We start from the raw sequence: 16,296 nt of genomic DNA on the forward strand, positions 1-16,296 counted from the left end.
CGGCGGATCAATCCGCCGGATCGTCGCGCGGCGGACGTTCGTCAAACGGTATGAAATCATCGATGACGCCGCTCGGGAGTCCTCCATGCTGCGTAGCCACGTTGAAGGCAAACGGCGGCGGGTAGAGGAAGTGTCCGAAAATCCAAACGGACATCCAGACCGTCGGATAGACGGCAATATGGCAACACATATCGACAACCCGCCCGATCCGTTCCACAGCCCTAGCCCCGTCGATGGATTCGGCCCGACCCCATCACGACTCGGGACATTCTGCGAATCAGGCGGACTTTGGCAAGGGCGTTTCGTTCGTTTTTTAGTCGCCGTTCAGGGAACGTGGCTTCGCGGAATTATGGGCTGGTCAAAGTGAGGCTTCGTCCGGCCTGCATCATTTGAATATGCTCTTCGGACGCGTGCCGGTTGGCATGGTTCGGCCAGGACGGGTGGCACGCCACGGAGACTTTGCGAAGGGGCGCGGCCGACGATCGGCGAAGAGTTATCAAATCTGGCTTGACCACGCCCTTCGAAGACACAGGACCTGCCACCCGACCCGCTTGTCTGGCGCTGCTGACCTACCTGTTGTTCGTCAGCCGGCTTGCCTATCACGAGTTCTCTCGGTGATCGTCCGGTGTCTGATCGATCTGTCGAATGTCCTTGCTGGCGGTACGATCGACATTCCTGCGAGACTTGTAGCGAGCAAGGAGCAGCTCAGAGGGCACTTCGCCGCGCTGGAGTCCATGCTCCGACGCTTCGAGTATGAGAACAGGTGGACGAATGGGGCGAGTGACCTATAGACGTACCCGACGGAGGGGACGGCAAAGCCTCCACTTGATCGCGTTCGAGTGTGTACCGGCGTGGAGAGGATGAGGTGGAGTTCATGAAACGCCCTCGAGACGTTCGCCTGAAGCACGGCGGCCGATGGATCCTGTCCCCACTGTGCGCGGCGGTCTTCTGCGTGTTGTCAGCTGATGCTCACGCCCAGGATCCCGTCCGGCTCTATGTCGACGGAGTTCTTGACGACGACAACGGAGCCGGAATCGCGGGCCGCAGTTTTCTTGTGCTGGCGGCCGATGCGCTGAGAGAGGTCTCTCCATCGCAATGGCAACCCAACGCCGTCGAGGCCTCGGACGTGTCGCTGGCCCTCCTCTATGGCGGGCAGTTCATGATGGCCGGCAGGGACGACTCCGTCCGCACGCCTGAGGCAGCGGAACAGATGAAGCCGCGGGCAACGTGGTTTCTCGGGTTCATGGAAGGCAGAACCCGGGTGGCTGTTCCCCGCTGGTGGAAGGACGCGCTTCTTTCGATCGAAGCTCCGGAGACGGCGAAACAGGGACACGGCGTCTCGTTTCGAGATCTGGAGGACATCATTTCCCGGCAGCAGAAGCTTGCCGTCGAAGAAGCCCCTAAGGGAACGTTCCGGCTCAAGTGTGATGCGAGGGAAATCTCCATTTCCGATCATGTCCTGGAGCCGACCGGAATCAGCATGGCAGGGTCTCTCGGCTTTGGAGACACCATCGCAGCCACACTGGCTGATGACACTTTGTGGCTGGCGGTGTCCTCTGACAGCTCGTGCTCCCTTGTCTCCGTGGACCTGGGCGAGAATCAGGTCCATTGGCATCGCAAGGCGTGGATGGCCGTTCCGACACCGGCTGGCTCGAGCGGTATGGGCGTCGGTCCAGGGTGGGTGAGCCTGGTGCGGGCAAAGAACGAGATCGCCGTGTTCGGCGGAAATCACGATGGTCTGTACGCGAACTCATTCGACGCAACGACGGGAGTTCCCCGGTGGCGATTCTTTACTGGTCGACTTGGGATGAACTGAGTCACGTAGGGTGCGGTGAGTCTTCGAAACGCTTCGGGACAATCGCCAAAGGAGCTGGTGCGTTTCGAAGTGCCTCAACGCACCCTGCGAAATGATCCCTGCCGCATCCGGCAGCGATCACTCCTCGTACGACGAGCCTGAGTTCGTGGCTTTGCGGACCAGGACGCTCAGGGCGATGAGCGCGAGTCCGCTGACGGCGATGGCAGTCCCATGCTGCATCCGCTGCCGGCTCTCAGGGGTTGGGGGGCTCCGAGGCACGCCGTGGAGAACGACGCCGAAGGCGAGAATCAATACCCCAACAGAGACGACCGTCCAGAAAACGTACCCTGGTCTCATTCCTATCCCTCCGTTTCATGCCGGAGAGCGCTTGGGCCAGATCTTACGGTCGCCGGGCGAAGAGGGTAGGGCGGTGAGGTACCGCAGCGCCGCGAGCGGTTGACAGCCGGGGACGCGTTTCCTCGTCTGCGCACCGTCGCTAAGGCTTTGAGGGGCAGCGCCGCAGCCGGTCCGGCTCACAAGCCCTGCTGGCCCAATGCTGCCGGCAGGGACCGAAGAGGCGGATTGTTGCCGTGCGCCGTTCGTCCTCTGCCGTCCCTGACGGGACTCGGACGGTGGGCCGGTCTGTGTCCCCCCGTTGAAACGGGGGGCTATTCTCGGTCGTCCCTGACGGGACTCTCGTTGTGGCCCCGCCTATCTGGGTGCATCTGTGTGGATCCGCGGCTCGATTCCTTCCGGGGGACCGTGGCGGGGCGTTGAACGCGGAATCAGGGGGCTGACGCCCCCCGCTCGCCTTTGCGAAGACGCCCGCGATGCCTACTTGTACTTCTTCGACGGGCGGAACGTCGGCTGGCGGCCGAGGGTGCCGATCAGGTCCTGGAGGAACGCCGGGCTGGAGACCCGCTGGAGCTCCGTCTGGGCGTTCTCGAGGTCGGACGGCCGGGCGAGGCCGTCGGCGATCTTCTGCCGGAGATAGTCCACCTTGCGGCTCCACAGGGCCACTTCCTGACGCTGCTTGGCGGTCAGGCGGGCCTGGTACCAGTCGCTCTTGAGGACGTTCTCCTTCGTGAACATCGCCCGGATCGACGGGTCCCGCTCGTCTTTCCCTTCGTACTTGCCGTGGGCCATGATCGAGAGCAGGGCCTTCAGCGGCGGGCAGGCTTCCTCGATCGAGTCGTCCTCGAAGTACTGCTTCGCCACCCGCTCGTAGGCTTCCATGATGTACAGGATGCCGTCCGCGTAGGAGTCCTCGTCCTGCGTCTCCGGCTCCAGGATGCTCTTGTTGAACACCTTGTCCGGGTTGTCGAAGACGCGGCCGAAGAACTGCCGCACGAAGCGGTCCGTGATCCGGTAGCCGAGCCGGCGGGCCGGGATCTCCTGGCCGGTCTTGGCCCACTTGAAGTCCGGGACCGCCTTCAGCAGCCCCTCGCGGATCAGGTACTTCGGATCCCGTTCCTCGGCCGAGAGCCGCGACCAGACTTCCGGCATCAGGAGGCTGATGTCGTGCTCGAAGAGAGCGTGCGGGCCGATGTGGCCGGCGGCGGTCGAGTACCCGCTGACGCCGGTCAGGAGGGCGCTCAGGAGCGCGGCGTTGAGGTCCGACGTGAACAGGAGGGCGTTGAACGGCCCCTTCGTCAGCGAGCCTTCGGATCCCGCTCCGGTCGTCGACGGGCTCTTGCCGGTCAGCGAGCAGATGAAGTCCATGAACAGCTCGGGGAGCTCCTGGTAGTGCAGCGGCGCGTAGACGGCGAGGCTGCGGATCCCCTTGTCGTGCTCGGGCGGGTTGTTCCGACGGCCGGAGAGGACGGCGTCGACCGGCATGTGGACCGGCTGGGCCGCCTTGAGCTTGCGGAACAGCCGCGTCCCCATCTCGGCGACGTACTTGTTCAGCGGCACGACCATGTCCGGCCGATCCTGGAGGTAGCGCGGGTTCTTGGTGATCCCGCCGCCGATCCGCCGCGGATTGGCGGAGCAGACGACGTAGCCGCTCTCTCCCTTGGTGACCGACTGCAGGAGGTCCTTGACCGGCGGCGTGAAGGCGTCGAAGTCGACGACTTTCTCCACCATCTGCTCGACGGCGTCCCGGGTCAGGGGCTCGTAGTTCGAGATGAAGTTCACGTTCCGGCGGGCCAGGTCCGCTTCGGCCTGCTTGTCGAGACCGCGGTGGATGGCGTCGTCCGGACGCTGGAACAGGCGGTACTCGCAGTTGATGACGAACTTCGAGCTCGCCTCCATCGGCCGCGATTCCGTCGGGGCGGCGGTCAGGCTCACGTCGCGGCCAACGACCTGCGACGGCGGGACGACGACCGAGGCGCTGATGTCGTCCTCGGTCTGGACTTTGGCGGCGGCGGCGAAGTCCTGCCGGACCTTAAAGGTCCGCCAGCCGTTGTCCTCGGTGATCCCGACCCGGAGGTAGGTCCCGACGATCCGGCGGTTATCGACCTTGAGTTCGTGCCCGGCGCTGCCGTTGACGACGTCGACCGTGAAGTGCTTCCGCCAGTCGCTTCCCCAGTCCGGCTGATAGAACCGCTTGATGGCGAAGACGATGGCGTAGATGTGGTCCGGGATCGACTTGAGGTACTTGTTGTACGCCTCGGAGTATTCGTCCGACGGCGTCAGGAGCTTGATCACGCTGCCGAGCGAGCGGTCCTTGCTGAGGATCGGGCGGCTCGGCTTGTCGCCGGAGCGCTTCTTCCGCAGCTCGTCGGACTTCCAGCGGTCGGCGTTGTCCCGCTCGAAGATCGATTCGACGATCTTCATGTCGTTCTCGTAGTCGGCGACGTACACCGACCCGTACTGCATGTAGTCGACGAGGGACTTGCTGATCTCGCTCTTGCCGCCGCCGCTCACCGTGCAGGGCTTGTGGATGAAGATCCCTTCGCCCGCGGTCCCGATGAGCCGCCAGCTCGGGGCGCCGGGATGCTTCTCCATCCGCAGCTTGTAGCCCGAGGGGGACATGTAGACCCGGCCCGGGAGGAGCGGGATCGACTGCTCGGAGCCACCCTTCTTCCAGACGATCGTCTGGCGGTGGATGTCGGCCAGGGCGTCTTCCGGGATGTAGAACAGTTCCGGGAAGAACTTGTCGACGCCGTAGCCTTCGGGCTTCACGTCCATCCAGCCCGCGTACTCGCGGCTGACTTCGTCGAAGGTCGCGCCGTTGTAGCGGCGGCTGTTGAACTGGAAGCTGTCGCCGAGGTTCCAGCTCGGGAAGCAGAGGGCTCCGCCGGCGTGTTCCTCTTCGGCGTTCCCCATCAGGTTCGTGGCGTAGCTGATCTGGGTCTTGATCTCCTTCTTGCAGTAGCCGTAGTAGGAGTCGCTGATCAGCGTGACGATGACGCCGTCTTCCGTGCGGCAGGTGATCTTGAAGGCTTCCCCTCCGTTGTAGAGCTCGTCCTCCTTGTCCCAGCACATGCCGTCCCGCTTCTGCCGCTCGGTCGCCTTGCTGGTGTGAGGCAGGCCGACGTCCTTCTTGAGGACCTTCGTCAGGTGCGGGGCGAGGATGATGCAGCCGGTGTGGCCGGACCAGTGCTCGAAGTCGAGGCCGGAGTCGTTGGCCGAGATGAACGGGTCGCCGGCGTTGCCGAAGATCGACTCCACGAAGTCGGCGTTGCTGACGAGCATCCCCGGGGCGAAGAAGCGGACTTCCATCGACCGTTCGGGAGAGAAGCCGGGGACTTCCGGCTGGACGACCGGCCGCAGGAGAAGCGAGGTCCAGGTCCGGGTCAGGTCCGGATCGGACATCGAGGCGGTCTTGTCATGGACCGAGAATGGGACGACGAGCAGTTCCGGCGGGGCCGCGACCGCCCGCTGGAACAGGGCGGCGAAGGTCGCCTTGGGGACCGCCTTCTTGTCGTCGGCGATCGCCAGGCCCCCTTCGGTGACGTGGAACGTCCCGACGGTGGTGCGGCGGTCCTTGAGGGGGTTGTGGAGCACGCCGTTGACGACGCGGTACGACGTGATGAGGCCGCCGTCGAAGACGTCCTGCTTCTCCGGGAGCGAGAGCTCGCGGGCGATGCCGTGGCGGTCGAGGATGAACGAGGGGTTCGGGAGCTTGAGCGGAGCGGTCAGCCCGACGTCGGCGAAGTGTGACTGGAGGAAGTCTTCGATCCGCTGGTCGGCCGGCGAGCGGTAGTCGCTGAGGACCCGCTGCTGCTCCTGCATGTGGTCGAGCAGCCCCGACGCGAGGGCGATCAGCTCGGAGCCTTCGCCGTCGGGACGGGTCGGCAGGCCGGAGGCCCGGAGTTTGAGATTGATGTACCGGAGCAGCTCCTTGCGATCGGATGCGAAAGCGTCAGGAGTGCGGGCGGGATGGAATCCAAGCGAGAGAACGGGGTCGATCATGGAGTCAGTTTGGTGACGGACGTTGAGCGGCTGGAAGGGGATTCCTAGGGCGAGGCTAAGCAGGACTGTACCCGGAGCGACCGGCGATTGAAGCGTCCGCCCTTGGCGGCGGGGGGCCGTCGCTTGACTTCGGTCGGTACAGGTCGTCCAGACGGAGTTTTCGGAATGGTCACATGAACGAAACGTGATCCAGGCTTGTTCCGGCGACGGGACTTCTCATCATTCTGGTTCTTCCCTCCGTGATCGTACCGGACGTTGTGGCGTCCCTTTCCGATTCCCGATGGCTTCTCCGCGGCGGTTCTGGTTTGTCTTTGTCCTGATCGCCGTGCTGATCGGCGGGATGGAGCTTCGTCGCTGGACGAATCCCGAGACGCGGGCCGCGGCTCTCGACGGGTGGCTGGCCGGGAGTCCGCCGGACTTCCTTCCGTACGTTCCCCTCTTTGTCCTGACACCGGTCTTCTACGGCATCGTCCGGAAGCGACGGGTGGGCGGGGCGGGGGCAGGGGCGGCGGCGGATGCGGCAGTCGAGAGTGACCCGGAGGGGCGGGAGGCCGGATCGCTGGGGGTGTCGATCGCGGCGTCGCTGCTGGTGGCGGCCGCGGCGTTTGGCGTGAGCGTCTGGTTCGGGCGGCCGCTGGAGGGGATGCCGCCGACGTATCACGACGAGTTCAGTTACCTGTTTCAGACCGAGACGTTTGCGACCGGGCGGACCTCGTTCCCGAGCTTTGAGCCGAAGCCGGAGCTGTTCGATCAGATGCACGTCCTCAACGAGGGCCGGTTTGCGAGCCGGTACTTTCCGGGGGCGGCGCTGTGGGACCTGCCGTTCTATCTCATCGGGCACATCTGGCTGGCGCCGCATGTGGCGCAGGCGATCGTGGCGTTTGCGCTCTTCTGGGCGGGGCGCGATCTGAGCGGGTTCGGAGTGGGGCTGACGGCGTCGGTTCTGGCGGCCGTGTCGCCGGGACTGGTGATTTTCAGTAATACGCTCCTGGCGCATCATCCGACGCTGGTCGGGCTCTCGCTGTTTCTTGTCGCGATCACGCGGTTTCGACGTTCGCTCTCGCCGGGGATCGGTCTGCTGGCGGGGATTGGTCTCGCCTACGCGATGATCTGCCGGCCGATGACCGCCGCGGGGTTTGCCCTGCCGTGGGGGATCTGGTTTGCCGTCCTGCTCGTGACGGGGCGGGGGGGCTCGACCTCGGATGGTCTTCCGGCGGGGCGGCTGACGATGGGGCGGCGGGTGTTGCTGGCGCTCGTGCTCGGCGGGCCGCTGGTGGCCGGCATGGGGGGAATGCTGGTTTACAACCGGTCGATCACCGGGAGTCTGACGGTTTCGCCGTATCAGCTTTACACCGACATCTACACGCCGCGGCATGTGTATGGGTTCAACAATGTGATCCGCGGCGAGAAGAAGGTCGGGCCGAAGGTTCTGGAGAATTATGACCGCTGGGCGGAGAACCTGACGCCGGAGCGGGCGGCCCGGAATTTTCAGGTGCGGATCATCACGAGTTCGCAGGGGACGCTGGGGATTGTGCCGCTGGCCTTTGCGGTGGCGTGGCTGCTGTTGAGTTCGAGGACGGCGTCGCTGGACTGGTGGCTGGTGTCGATGTCGGTTTTGTCGCTGCATGCGGCCCATGTGCCGTATTGGCTCGATGGGATCATGGGGTGGCACTACGTGTTTGAGTCCGCGCCGATTCTGCTGTTGCTGTTTGCGGAGGCGACGCGGCAGATCCGGGGGCTGTGGCGGCGGGAGGCGCATCCGGGGATGTGCGCGTGGTGGTGGGGGCTGGCGGGGATTGCGGTGGCGGTGAATGTGGTGACGGTGCCGGCGGTGTGGCTGGGGACGATCCCGCGGGGGATGGGTGAGCTGGCGTTTTCGCGGCGGCGGTATGCGGAGGTGGAGCGGTTGTTTGCGGCGCGGACGGAGGGGCGTCGGGCGGTGGTGTTTGTTGTGCCGGATCCGGCGGACCGGCATATGGACTATGTCTATAACTCGCCTGGCTTGGATGGTCCGATCTTGAGGGCGAGGTATCGGCCGGAGAGGGAGAGTCTGGAGGAGCTGGTCGCGTTGTTTCCGGATCGGGACGCGTACCGGTTTGTTGTGTCGTCGGGCGAGATGACGTTGTTGCGGCGGAGCGAGACGCGGTAGATCGCATCGGTCAAGCTGCGGTGATGTCTTACCGGGTCCAGGGGCACCCTGGTGGGGGATGCAAGGGGGCAACGCCCCTTGCCCGCCGGAGGCTTTGGCCGTCGAGAGATGTCTGAAGGAAGGCGTGTACAAACGGGGACAATGTTTCGGATGCCCCCCTCACCAACCCGCAGGGATTGCAAAGCGAACGGTGAGGATTGAGGGAGTCCTCATAGCTGATACCACAAAGCGGACATCCGTTGTGTCCCACGGTTCCTCACAGAAGTGCCTCCGGCGGCAAGGGGTCGCCCCCTTGACCCCAGCTGCCGTCGCACGTTGGGTTTGAGCTAAGACGCTATTCCGGCAAGGACACGGCTATTCCTCGTCGTCTTCCTCCAACTCCATCTCCGGCGGCTGCGACGACATCCGACTCACGAAGTCCGAGATCGCCCGGTTCACGACGTCGGGTGCCTCCAGCGGCGACATATGACCGGCACCGGGGATCTCGACAAACATCGAAATCGGCATCTCCTCCGCAATCCCCCGCATCTCCTCCGCCTTCGAGATCGCGTCCTCACTCCCCACGATGACAAGAGCCGGAATCTCCATCCCACCGAGCTTCCCCGACACGTCCGGCCGCGCCGCCATCCCCCGCGCCGCCGCCGCAATCCCCTCAGGGGCTGTCCGACGAATCACCTCCCGCGTCTCCTGCACCATCTTCGGCTGCTCCTGGTGCGTCCGCTCCGCAAACAGCCGCTTCGGCATCGCCTCCGCAATGAACCCCGGCCCCTCCTTCACCACCTTCTCCGCCGTCTCCAGCCGCGTCTCCTTCTCCTTCGGCGTATCGGCCACCGCCCGCGTGTCACACAGGATCACCCCCGCCAGACGCTTGCGATGCCGCTCAATGAACTGCCACGCCACATACCCCCCCATCGACAACCCGCAGAAGTAAACCGGCTCACTGATCCGCAGCGCATCAAGCAGCCCCGCCAGATCGTCCGCCATCTGGGCCATCGTCACCGTCCCGGCCGTCACTCCGCTCATCCCGAACCCGCGCAGGTCCGGCGCAATGACCCGCATCTCATCTTTGAGGTCCGCGATCTGATACTGCCACATCGTGTGGTCGAGCGGAAACCCGTGGACCAGCAGCAGCACCGGCCCCCGCCCCTCGTCCACATAGTTGAGGTCCGTTCCACTGATCGAGACGCTGGGCATGGGAGACTCCGGAGGCTGAGGTTCGTGGAGGCGTGATTCCGTATCGGGTCGCAACCGGACAGTATTCCGAACGCGGCCATGCGGTCCAAGGACAGGACGGACTCAACCAGGGATGGCCGGGCAGAGACCGCTTCGGTGCAATTCTCGTGCATCCGGCGGCAGTCCGGTGGAATTGGCAAATCTTGATGAACTGCCGTCCGAACCTGCCCAGGCCGGGATCGATTCCATATAGTTGACGCTAAATAAAGCAGGCAGGCCGACCTAAGAGCCTTACCCCGAAGAGTTTCCCCCTCGAACGCAGCGGTCGCATGGCGAAGCGGAAATCGAGCAAGCTGGCTTCTGGAACACCGATTCGAATCCGCGACGGGGTCACCATGCCCGAGTTCTCCGAACTCTCCATCGCGGGATGGACCGGGGAGGTGGTCGAAGCGACCGGCTCCGGCGACAAGCTGAAGTACATCGTCGAGTGGGACGCGGCCACGCTCACCAAGATCCCCGACGCCTACAAGCAGCAGTGCGAGTCGCAGAACCTCTGCACCGAGATGGCCTGCCTTGGGGCAGCCGACGTCGAAGAGGTCGGCTGATTCTCGCGAGGCCGCTCAGAATCCGTGTTCATCTGTGGCTGTTTTAATTCTTGGCCACTGATAAACACAGATGCACACGGATGGGAGACGGTCGCAGGCGACGCGATCGCTACATCGAGAACGGGCTGCCCGGAAACGCGCCCGGGAAGGCGTCCATGACCTGCTTCAGCCGGCCGAGGGCGCGGGTGTAGCGGAGGCTGGCGGCCGGTTCGGAAATCTCGAGCAGACGGGCCGCTTCCCGGTTGGACAGTTCCTCGAAATGCCGGAGAGCCAGGATCTCGCGGTCCATGTCGTTGAGGGTCTGGAGGGCGGAATCGAGCCGCTCCGCCGCCTCCTGCTTCGCCATCGCCTCGCTCGGCGAGGTGATGCTCCCCAGCAGCTCGAAGTGGATCGAGGCCGAGGTCGAGTTCGAGTCCCAGCCGGCGTCGAGCGAGCGGTCCCGGGCGGCGCTGCGGGCCTGGGCCCCCAGGTGTCGACGGTGGAGATCGATCAGCGTCTGGCCGAGGATCATCCGCAGCCAGAGGAAGATGCTGTCCGGGGCGTCGCGGAGGATGTGCTTCAGCCGCTGCTGGGCGGCGATGAACGTCTCCTGCAGGATGTCGTCGATGTCGATCCGGCCGTTCAGCCGGGGATCGAGGCGGAACATCGCGATCCGCGAAAGCCGCGGACGGTAGGAGGTGAACAGGTGGCCCAGCGCCTTCTGGTCTCCCGCGACCGCCCGATTGACGAGCTCGACGTCATTCTCGGAGGACGAAGGGGACGGGGAAGACTGCATGAAGCAATGACGAGGGTGCGAGGGTTCCGGAAGACGCCGCAGAAAGCCGACTTGCCCAGCCGCGTTTGACCGCGGCACTTTCCGTCTGTTCAGCCCATCTATAGCAGGGCCGCCGGCTCTTGGCGAGGGGGGACCGGCAACGGTTCGTCAGCTCCTCCTCTTCGTCCTCCTCTCTTATCTGTGTTGATCTGTGTTCATCTGTGGCTAATCAATGAAAAAGCCACGGATGAACACAGATGCACACGGATCGGAGCAGGGCCGAACCGGTTCCGTTACCGGCCGGAGACTTCCCGCTTGAGGGCTTCCAGTTCGGCGTCGACTTCCGAGCCGATCGAGATTGCACCGCTCTTGATGACGACCGGCTCCTCCACCCCCTCGAGGTCCGCCTTGCGGCGGAGGGCGTCCGCCAGACGGGCTTCCAGGGCGTGGAGCGTGCAGGTCATGTGATCGCGCGTCGAGCGGGCGGCGCCCAGCTGCTGTTCGAGTCCGGCCAGGAGGCTCTCGTGCTCCCGCTTCCGGAGAAGGGCCTGGCGGGCGTTTTCTTCGTCTTCGGCCGCGAGGGCTTCGCGGGCCCGGCCGAGCCATTGCTGGACCTGCTGGGTCTGTTCGCCGATCTCGAGTTCGATCCGGCTGAGGTTGCCGGCCGCCGTCTTGGAGCTGCGGTTGGCTCCGGCGACCCCTTCCCTCATCTCCCGGATGATCTCCTCGAGGGCCTTCTTCGGGTCGGCCGCCTCCGCCAGCATCGCGCTGAGATTGCAGGTCACGATATCGGTGAGGCGACTGAAATGCGGCATGGCGGACACCAACTCTTCGAATACCACTGACCGGCTGCAATCGACCGGCTCAGGACCGCACGACGAAGTCAGGCAGTCGGGACAAACGGGCGGAATACGCTTTCGGACTTCACGATTCAAGGATTTCCAGCGGCGGGAACCCTCAGGAGGGGCTCGCTTCCGGAACTTCCGCGGAATCCTCGCTGAGCGGCGTGATTCCGGCCAATCGAAGTTTTTCGCTCAGTTTCTCGCGGGCAAGGCGCAGGCGGCTTTTGCTGGTCGGAAGGGGGACTTCCATGATCTCCGAGACTTCCGGGAGGGAAAGGTCGGAGAAGTGGTGCAGAATGAATGTCTGCCGCTGCTCGTCCGGGATTTCCGACAGGGCGTCGTCGACGATGGCGGCGAGTTCCTTGTGGTCCGCTTCGACTTCGGGGCCGAGGACTTCGGAGGCCAGGCGGGTCATTTCGTCGTCTTCTTCGGACTGGCGGCGCTGGCAGGCGCGGATCAGGGCGTCGTTGGTGCGGCGGCGGACGTCGTCGATGAGGAGGTTGCGGGCGATGCGGAACATCCAGCCGCGGAAGCGGCCGAGGGGGAGGTAGTCCCACGCCTGATTGTAGACCTTGACGAGGGTGTCCTGGGTGAGGTCTTCGGAGAGCTGCCAGTCCCGGGTGTTGCGGTAGAAGAAGCCGAGGAGGGAGCCCTGGTGCCGGTCGACGATTTCGTCGAAGGCGTGATTTTCCCCGCTCTGGACTCGGATCATGAGTTGATCGTCGTCGATGAGGTCATCGGGTGGGGAGTCGCAGTCGGGCATGTGTGCGAGTGTATAGCGAAGGCGTACGCGATTCACGCGGGCACCAATAGAACCGGGTCCAGGGGCACCCTGGTGGGGGATGCAAGGGGGCGAAGCCCTCTTGCCCGCCGGAGGCCTGGCCGTCGAGAGATGTCTGAAGGAGGGCGTGTCCAAACGCGGATACTGTGCCGTATGCCCCCTCACCAACCCGCGGGGACTGCAAAGCGAGCGTGGAGTCCTCAACGCCGGTGCCACAAAGGGGGCGTCCGTTGCTTACCACGGTTCCTCGTAGAAGAGGCCTCCGGCGGCAAGGGGGCCTGTGTAGTTTCTTCGCCCCTTGACCCCAGGCTGCCGTGGCACGTTGGGTTTGAGCGACCAGCGTCGTGCCGGCAAGGGCGGGGTTCGGGACACCGGAACCGGCCCGTTCAGGGACCCGTCTCGCTCCGCAGATCCTCCGCAGCGGCGTGCAGGAATCCGCGGACCGCCTCGTCCTCGTCTCGTTCCAGGCTCGCTCGTCGGTCGGCTGATCCGAGGAGGGTCTGGAACTCGATCGCGAGGGCTTCGCGGAGGCTGGCGAGATCCATCGCGCCTCCGGTGAGTTCGGCGATGCCGGGGAACTCGTCGGCGTGAGGGGATTGCGCGAGGAGCAGCGCCCCATGCTGGAGAATCGCCCCGCGGCGGCGACGCTGGGCGCTGCCGAGAATCTTGTGCGGACCAAGAACGATGTCCCGCGGATCGCCCCGGCCGAAACAGAGGAACGGCTCGGGACCGGAACGGGCCTCACCGCGCATCCGCGACTCGACTCCCATCGCCGCCAGCACGGCAATGATCCGGTCATGGACGAGGGAATAGAGTCCGGTGGGGTCACGGGCGAGAGAGTGCTCGGCGGGGACGGCGAGCGAGTAGGTCAGCTCACGGTCGTGCAGGATCGCGCCGCCGCCGGAGAGCCGCCGGACCTTGGGGAGCGGGGCGAAGCGTCCGCTGACCGCGGGGTCGGTCAACTTCTGGAAGTGGCCGAGCGAGACGGTCGGCGCGTTCCACTCGTAGAGCCGCGCGGCCGCCGTGTGGTGATCGACGGCGCGGTCGAGCAGCCAGGCATCGACCGCCATGTTCCAGTCGCCGGGCTGAGGGGCCGGCTCGATGAGGAGGAAGGACATGGAGGAATGATAACGCCGAGGTACCGATTCACCGCTCTACAGCCCAGCACGAACGATGACCAGGAACAGAATGGCGATGCCGGTCAGCAACACGAAGCCGACGATGGCACAGCCGAGCAGCACAAGGCGATCCCGAAGGAAGCTTGGCGGCGTCTCTTCGGTGGTGTCCCGGATCACGATGTGGCGGATGCCATCCAGCGGAGGAATCCGGTCCCTGGTCGACGGCAACGCGGCGAGAATCGCATCGCGGATTCGCTGGAAGTCTTCGCGCTGGCACTCAACCTCGAGTGTCCCCCCGCCGTAGTCGAACTCGTATCGAATCTCCGGATCGTCCGGTTGGGACATCGATCGTTCTCCATTGCGAGTGACGCGAACTTTATCACCATAAGGACAACGACAGCGGGCTCCAGCCCGTGGTTCTCCTGCGTCCGGTCCAGCCCACCTGTTTTCCCGGAGCCTCGCCGTGCGATTCCCTGCGCTCGCCTTTCTCCTGTCGTGTGCCTTCGCCATGACCGCTTCTTCCACCGCCTTCGCCCAGCCCAAGGGCTTCAATTACGACGAGGAGAAGGTCAAGCCGTACACGCTCCCCGATCCGCTCGTCACCCAGGACGGGAAGAAGGTGACCTCCCCCGAGATGTGGAAGACGGTTCGCCGGCCGGAGCTGCTGCGGCTGTTCGAGGAGCACGTCTTCGGGAAGCCGCTGCCGAAGGTCGAGGGGATCCGCTTCGAGCCGGGGAAGGTGAACGAGAACGCCCTGGGGGGGAAGGCGGTCCGCAAGGAAGTGACGGTCCGGTTCTCGCCGACGGCGGACGAGCCTTCGATGTCGATCCTGATCTACGCCCCCAAGGGGAAGAAGTCCCCGGCGTTCCTGGGGCTGAACTTCAACGGCAACCACGCCGTCACCGACGACCCCGAGATCACGCTGAACCCGAACTGGATGCGGGCCGGCGACAAGGACGGGACCGTGGTCGACAACAAGGCCACGGAGAAGTCGCGAGGGAAGGAGTCGCGCCGCTGGCCGGTGGAGCAGGTGATCGACCGGGGCTACGCCGTGGCGACGATCTACTACGGCGACATCGATCCGGACTTCGACGACGGGTTCAAGAACGGGATCCACGCCCTCTTCCCGCAGAAGGAACGGACCGGGGACGACCCGGGGAGCATCGCGGCGTGGGCCTGGGGATTGAGCCGGGCGCTCGATTACCTGGAGACCGATCCGCTGATCGACGCGAAGCACGTTGCGGTCTTGGGGCATTCGCGACTGGGGAAGACGTCGTTGTGGGCCGGGGCGACGGATGAGCGGTTCGCGCTCGTGATCTCGAACAACTCCGGCTGCGGCGGGGCAGCGCTGAGCCGTCGCGACTTCGGCGAGACCGTGGCCCGGATCAATACCTCGTTCCCGCACTGGTTCTGCGTGAACTACCGCAAGTACAACGACAATGAGGCGGCCTGTCCGGTCGACCAGCACGAGCTGATCGCCCTCATTGCGCCGCGGCCGGTCTACGTGGCGAGCGCGGCGGAGGACCTGTGGGCCGACCCCCGCGGCGAGTTCCTGGGAGCGGTCGAGGCGGAGCCGGTCTACAAGCTCCTCGGGACTGACGGCTTTGCGGGGCTGAAGTCCCACGACACGCCCGCGGTCGACCAGCCAGTGAATGGCGGCACGATCGGCTACCACCGGCGGGCCGGCGGCCATGACGTGATCCTCTATGACTGGGAGCGGTTCATGGATTTTGCGGACCGGCACTTCGGGAAGAAGGACTAGGGACTAGAGACGAGCGTCTAGGGATCAGAAGGCGGAGCTGGCGATGAGTATGCGTTGGGTTTGGTTGGCGGCGGTTGTGGTGTTCGTCGGGCGGGGGGCGGCGGCCGAGGGGCCGGACCGGACGATGGACCTGTGGGGCGAGACTGTTCCCGGCGAGACTGCTCTCTCGCGCGGGGAGGCGCTGCCGATGCGGCCCACCGAGAAACCGCCCGCGACACGGATCACGAAGATCACGCAGCCGACGCTCGAGTTCTTTGAGCCGCCCGCCGACAAGCGGACGGGACGCTGCGTCCTGATCTTTCCCGGCGGGGGCTACAACTACGTCGTCAGTGACAAGGAGGGCTCCGAGCCGGCCCGCTGGCTCAACGAGCAGGGGATCACCGGGATCGTCCTCAAGTACCGGACCAAGGACGGCTCGATGGAAGCTCCCTGGAAGCGGCCGCTCCAGGATGCCCAGCGGGCGGTGTCGCTCGTCCGGCACAACGCGGCGGAGTGGAAGCTCAACCCGGGTGATATCGGCGTGATGGGTTTCTCGGCGGGTGGACAGCTCGCCACGCTGACGTCAACCCGCTTCCGCGAACGCTCCTACGAGCCCCGCGACGCGGCCGACAAGGTCTCCTGCCGTCCTGACTTCTCGCTCCTGATCTACCCGTGGAATCTCTACGACGGGAAGACGAAGCAGCTCATCCCGGAACTGACCCTCAGCGACGACCTCCCCCCCTCGTTCGTCCTCCACACGCACGACGACGGCTCGACGTCGCTCGGCCCGGTCTTCTATTACGCGGCCCTCAAGGAGCGAAAGATTCCGGCGGAGCTGCACGTCTATCAGGCGGGGGGGCACGGATACGGCCTGCGGCCGGTCGAGGGGACGAACATCGACACCTGGCCATCGCTCGCGGTGGCGTGGCTCAAGCGGCTGCCGGGGCCGCAGTCCGCACCCGCGAAGTGAGCCCGGACG

General features: G+C 65.0%; 13 protein-coding genes. 5 read left to right on the forward strand and 8 right to left on the reverse strand.

Annotated features, from left to right (window positions below; all coding sequences use genetic code 11):
• Nucleotides 1-7: 7 nt before the first annotated feature.
• Nucleotides 8-154: a hypothetical protein gene (locus VT03_RS23425; protein ID WP_156514712.1), complete on the reverse strand. Its 147-nt coding sequence runs from the start codon at nt 152-154 to the stop codon at nt 8-10.
• 711 nt (nt 155-865) lie between these two features.
• Here VT03_RS23425 and VT03_RS23430 point away from each other — a divergent pair.
• Complete coding sequence (locus VT03_RS23430) at nt 866-1,816, forward strand: hypothetical protein (protein WP_075095247.1); 951 nt, start codon at nt 866-868, stop codon at nt 1,814-1,816.
• Nucleotides 1,817-2,629: 813 nt separating this feature from the next.
• Here VT03_RS23430 and VT03_RS23440 read toward each other — a convergent pair.
• Complete coding sequence (locus VT03_RS23440; protein WP_231870499.1) at nt 2,630-6,154, reverse strand: hypothetical protein; 3,525 nt, start codon at nt 6,152-6,154, stop codon at nt 2,630-2,632.
• 280 nt (nt 6,155-6,434) lie between these two features.
• Between VT03_RS23440 and VT03_RS23445 the strand changes: the two genes are divergently transcribed.
• The gene (locus VT03_RS23445) at nt 6,435-8,303 is read left to right on the forward strand and encodes a hypothetical protein (RefSeq protein WP_075095249.1); all 1,869 of its coding nucleotides are present in this window, start codon (nt 6,435-6,437) and stop codon (nt 8,301-8,303) included.
• 354 nt (nt 8,304-8,657) lie between these two features.
• On the opposite strand, the gene VT03_RS23450 is transcribed toward VT03_RS23445, so the two are convergent.
• Nucleotides 8,658-9,497, reverse strand: coding sequence for an alpha/beta fold hydrolase (locus VT03_RS23450; RefSeq protein ID WP_075095250.1), 840 nt, complete (start codon nt 9,495-9,497; stop codon nt 8,658-8,660).
• Between the two features lie 308 nt (nt 9,498-9,805).
• Between VT03_RS23450 and VT03_RS23455 the strand changes: the two genes are divergently transcribed.
• Nucleotides 9,806-10,081 carry a hypothetical protein gene (locus VT03_RS23455; RefSeq protein ID WP_075095251.1) on the forward strand — a complete coding sequence of 92 codons (276 nt, stop codon included), beginning with the start codon at nt 9,806-9,808 and terminating at the stop codon, nt 10,079-10,081.
• 109 nt (nt 10,082-10,190) lie between these two features.
• On the opposite strand, the gene VT03_RS23460 is transcribed toward VT03_RS23455, so the two are convergent.
• The 5 genes from VT03_RS23460 to VT03_RS23480 form a co-directional block, all read right to left on the reverse strand.
• Nucleotides 10,191-10,856: a sigma-70 family RNA polymerase sigma factor gene (locus VT03_RS23460; RefSeq protein ID WP_075095252.1), complete on the reverse strand. Its 666-nt coding sequence runs from the start codon at nt 10,854-10,856 to the stop codon at nt 10,191-10,193.
• A 272-nt stretch (nt 10,857-11,128) separates the two neighbouring features.
• A complete protein-coding gene (locus VT03_RS23465) occupies nt 11,129-11,650 on the reverse strand; it encodes a PspA/IM30 family protein (protein ID WP_075095253.1) in 522 nt (173 codons plus the stop codon).
• A gap of 142 nt (nt 11,651-11,792) precedes the next feature.
• Nucleotides 11,793-12,389, reverse strand: a complete 597-nt coding sequence (locus VT03_RS23470; protein WP_231870500.1) for an RNA polymerase sigma factor — start codon at nt 12,387-12,389, stop codon at nt 11,793-11,795.
• A gap of 455 nt (nt 12,390-12,844) precedes the next feature.
• Nucleotides 12,845-13,576, reverse strand: a complete 732-nt coding sequence (locus VT03_RS23475) for a biotin/lipoate A/B protein ligase family protein (RefSeq protein ID WP_075095255.1) — start codon at nt 13,574-13,576, stop codon at nt 12,845-12,847.
• Between the two features lie 36 nt (nt 13,577-13,612).
• A complete protein-coding gene (locus VT03_RS23480) occupies nt 13,613-13,921 on the reverse strand; it encodes a hypothetical protein (protein ID WP_075095256.1) in 309 nt (102 codons plus the stop codon).
• Nucleotides 13,922-14,039: 118 nt separating this feature from the next.
• On the opposite strand from VT03_RS23480, the gene VT03_RS23485 reads away from it, so the two are divergent.
• Both VT03_RS23485 and VT03_RS23490 read left to right on the forward strand, forming a co-directional pair.
• Nucleotides 14,040-15,338: an acetylxylan esterase gene (locus tag VT03_RS23485; protein WP_197489059.1), complete on the forward strand. Its 1,299-nt coding sequence runs from the start codon at nt 14,040-14,042 to the stop codon at nt 15,336-15,338.
• A gap of 43 nt (nt 15,339-15,381) precedes the next feature.
• A complete protein-coding gene (locus tag VT03_RS23490; protein ID WP_075095257.1) occupies nt 15,382-16,287 on the forward strand; it encodes an alpha/beta hydrolase in 906 nt (301 codons plus the stop codon).
• Nucleotides 16,288-16,296: the final 9 nt, after the last annotated feature.

Source organism: Planctomyces sp. SH-PL14 (assembly GCF_001610835.1).
In the GTDB taxonomy this organism is placed as follows: Bacteria; Planctomycetota; Planctomycetia; order Planctomycetales; family Planctomycetaceae; genus Planctomyces_A.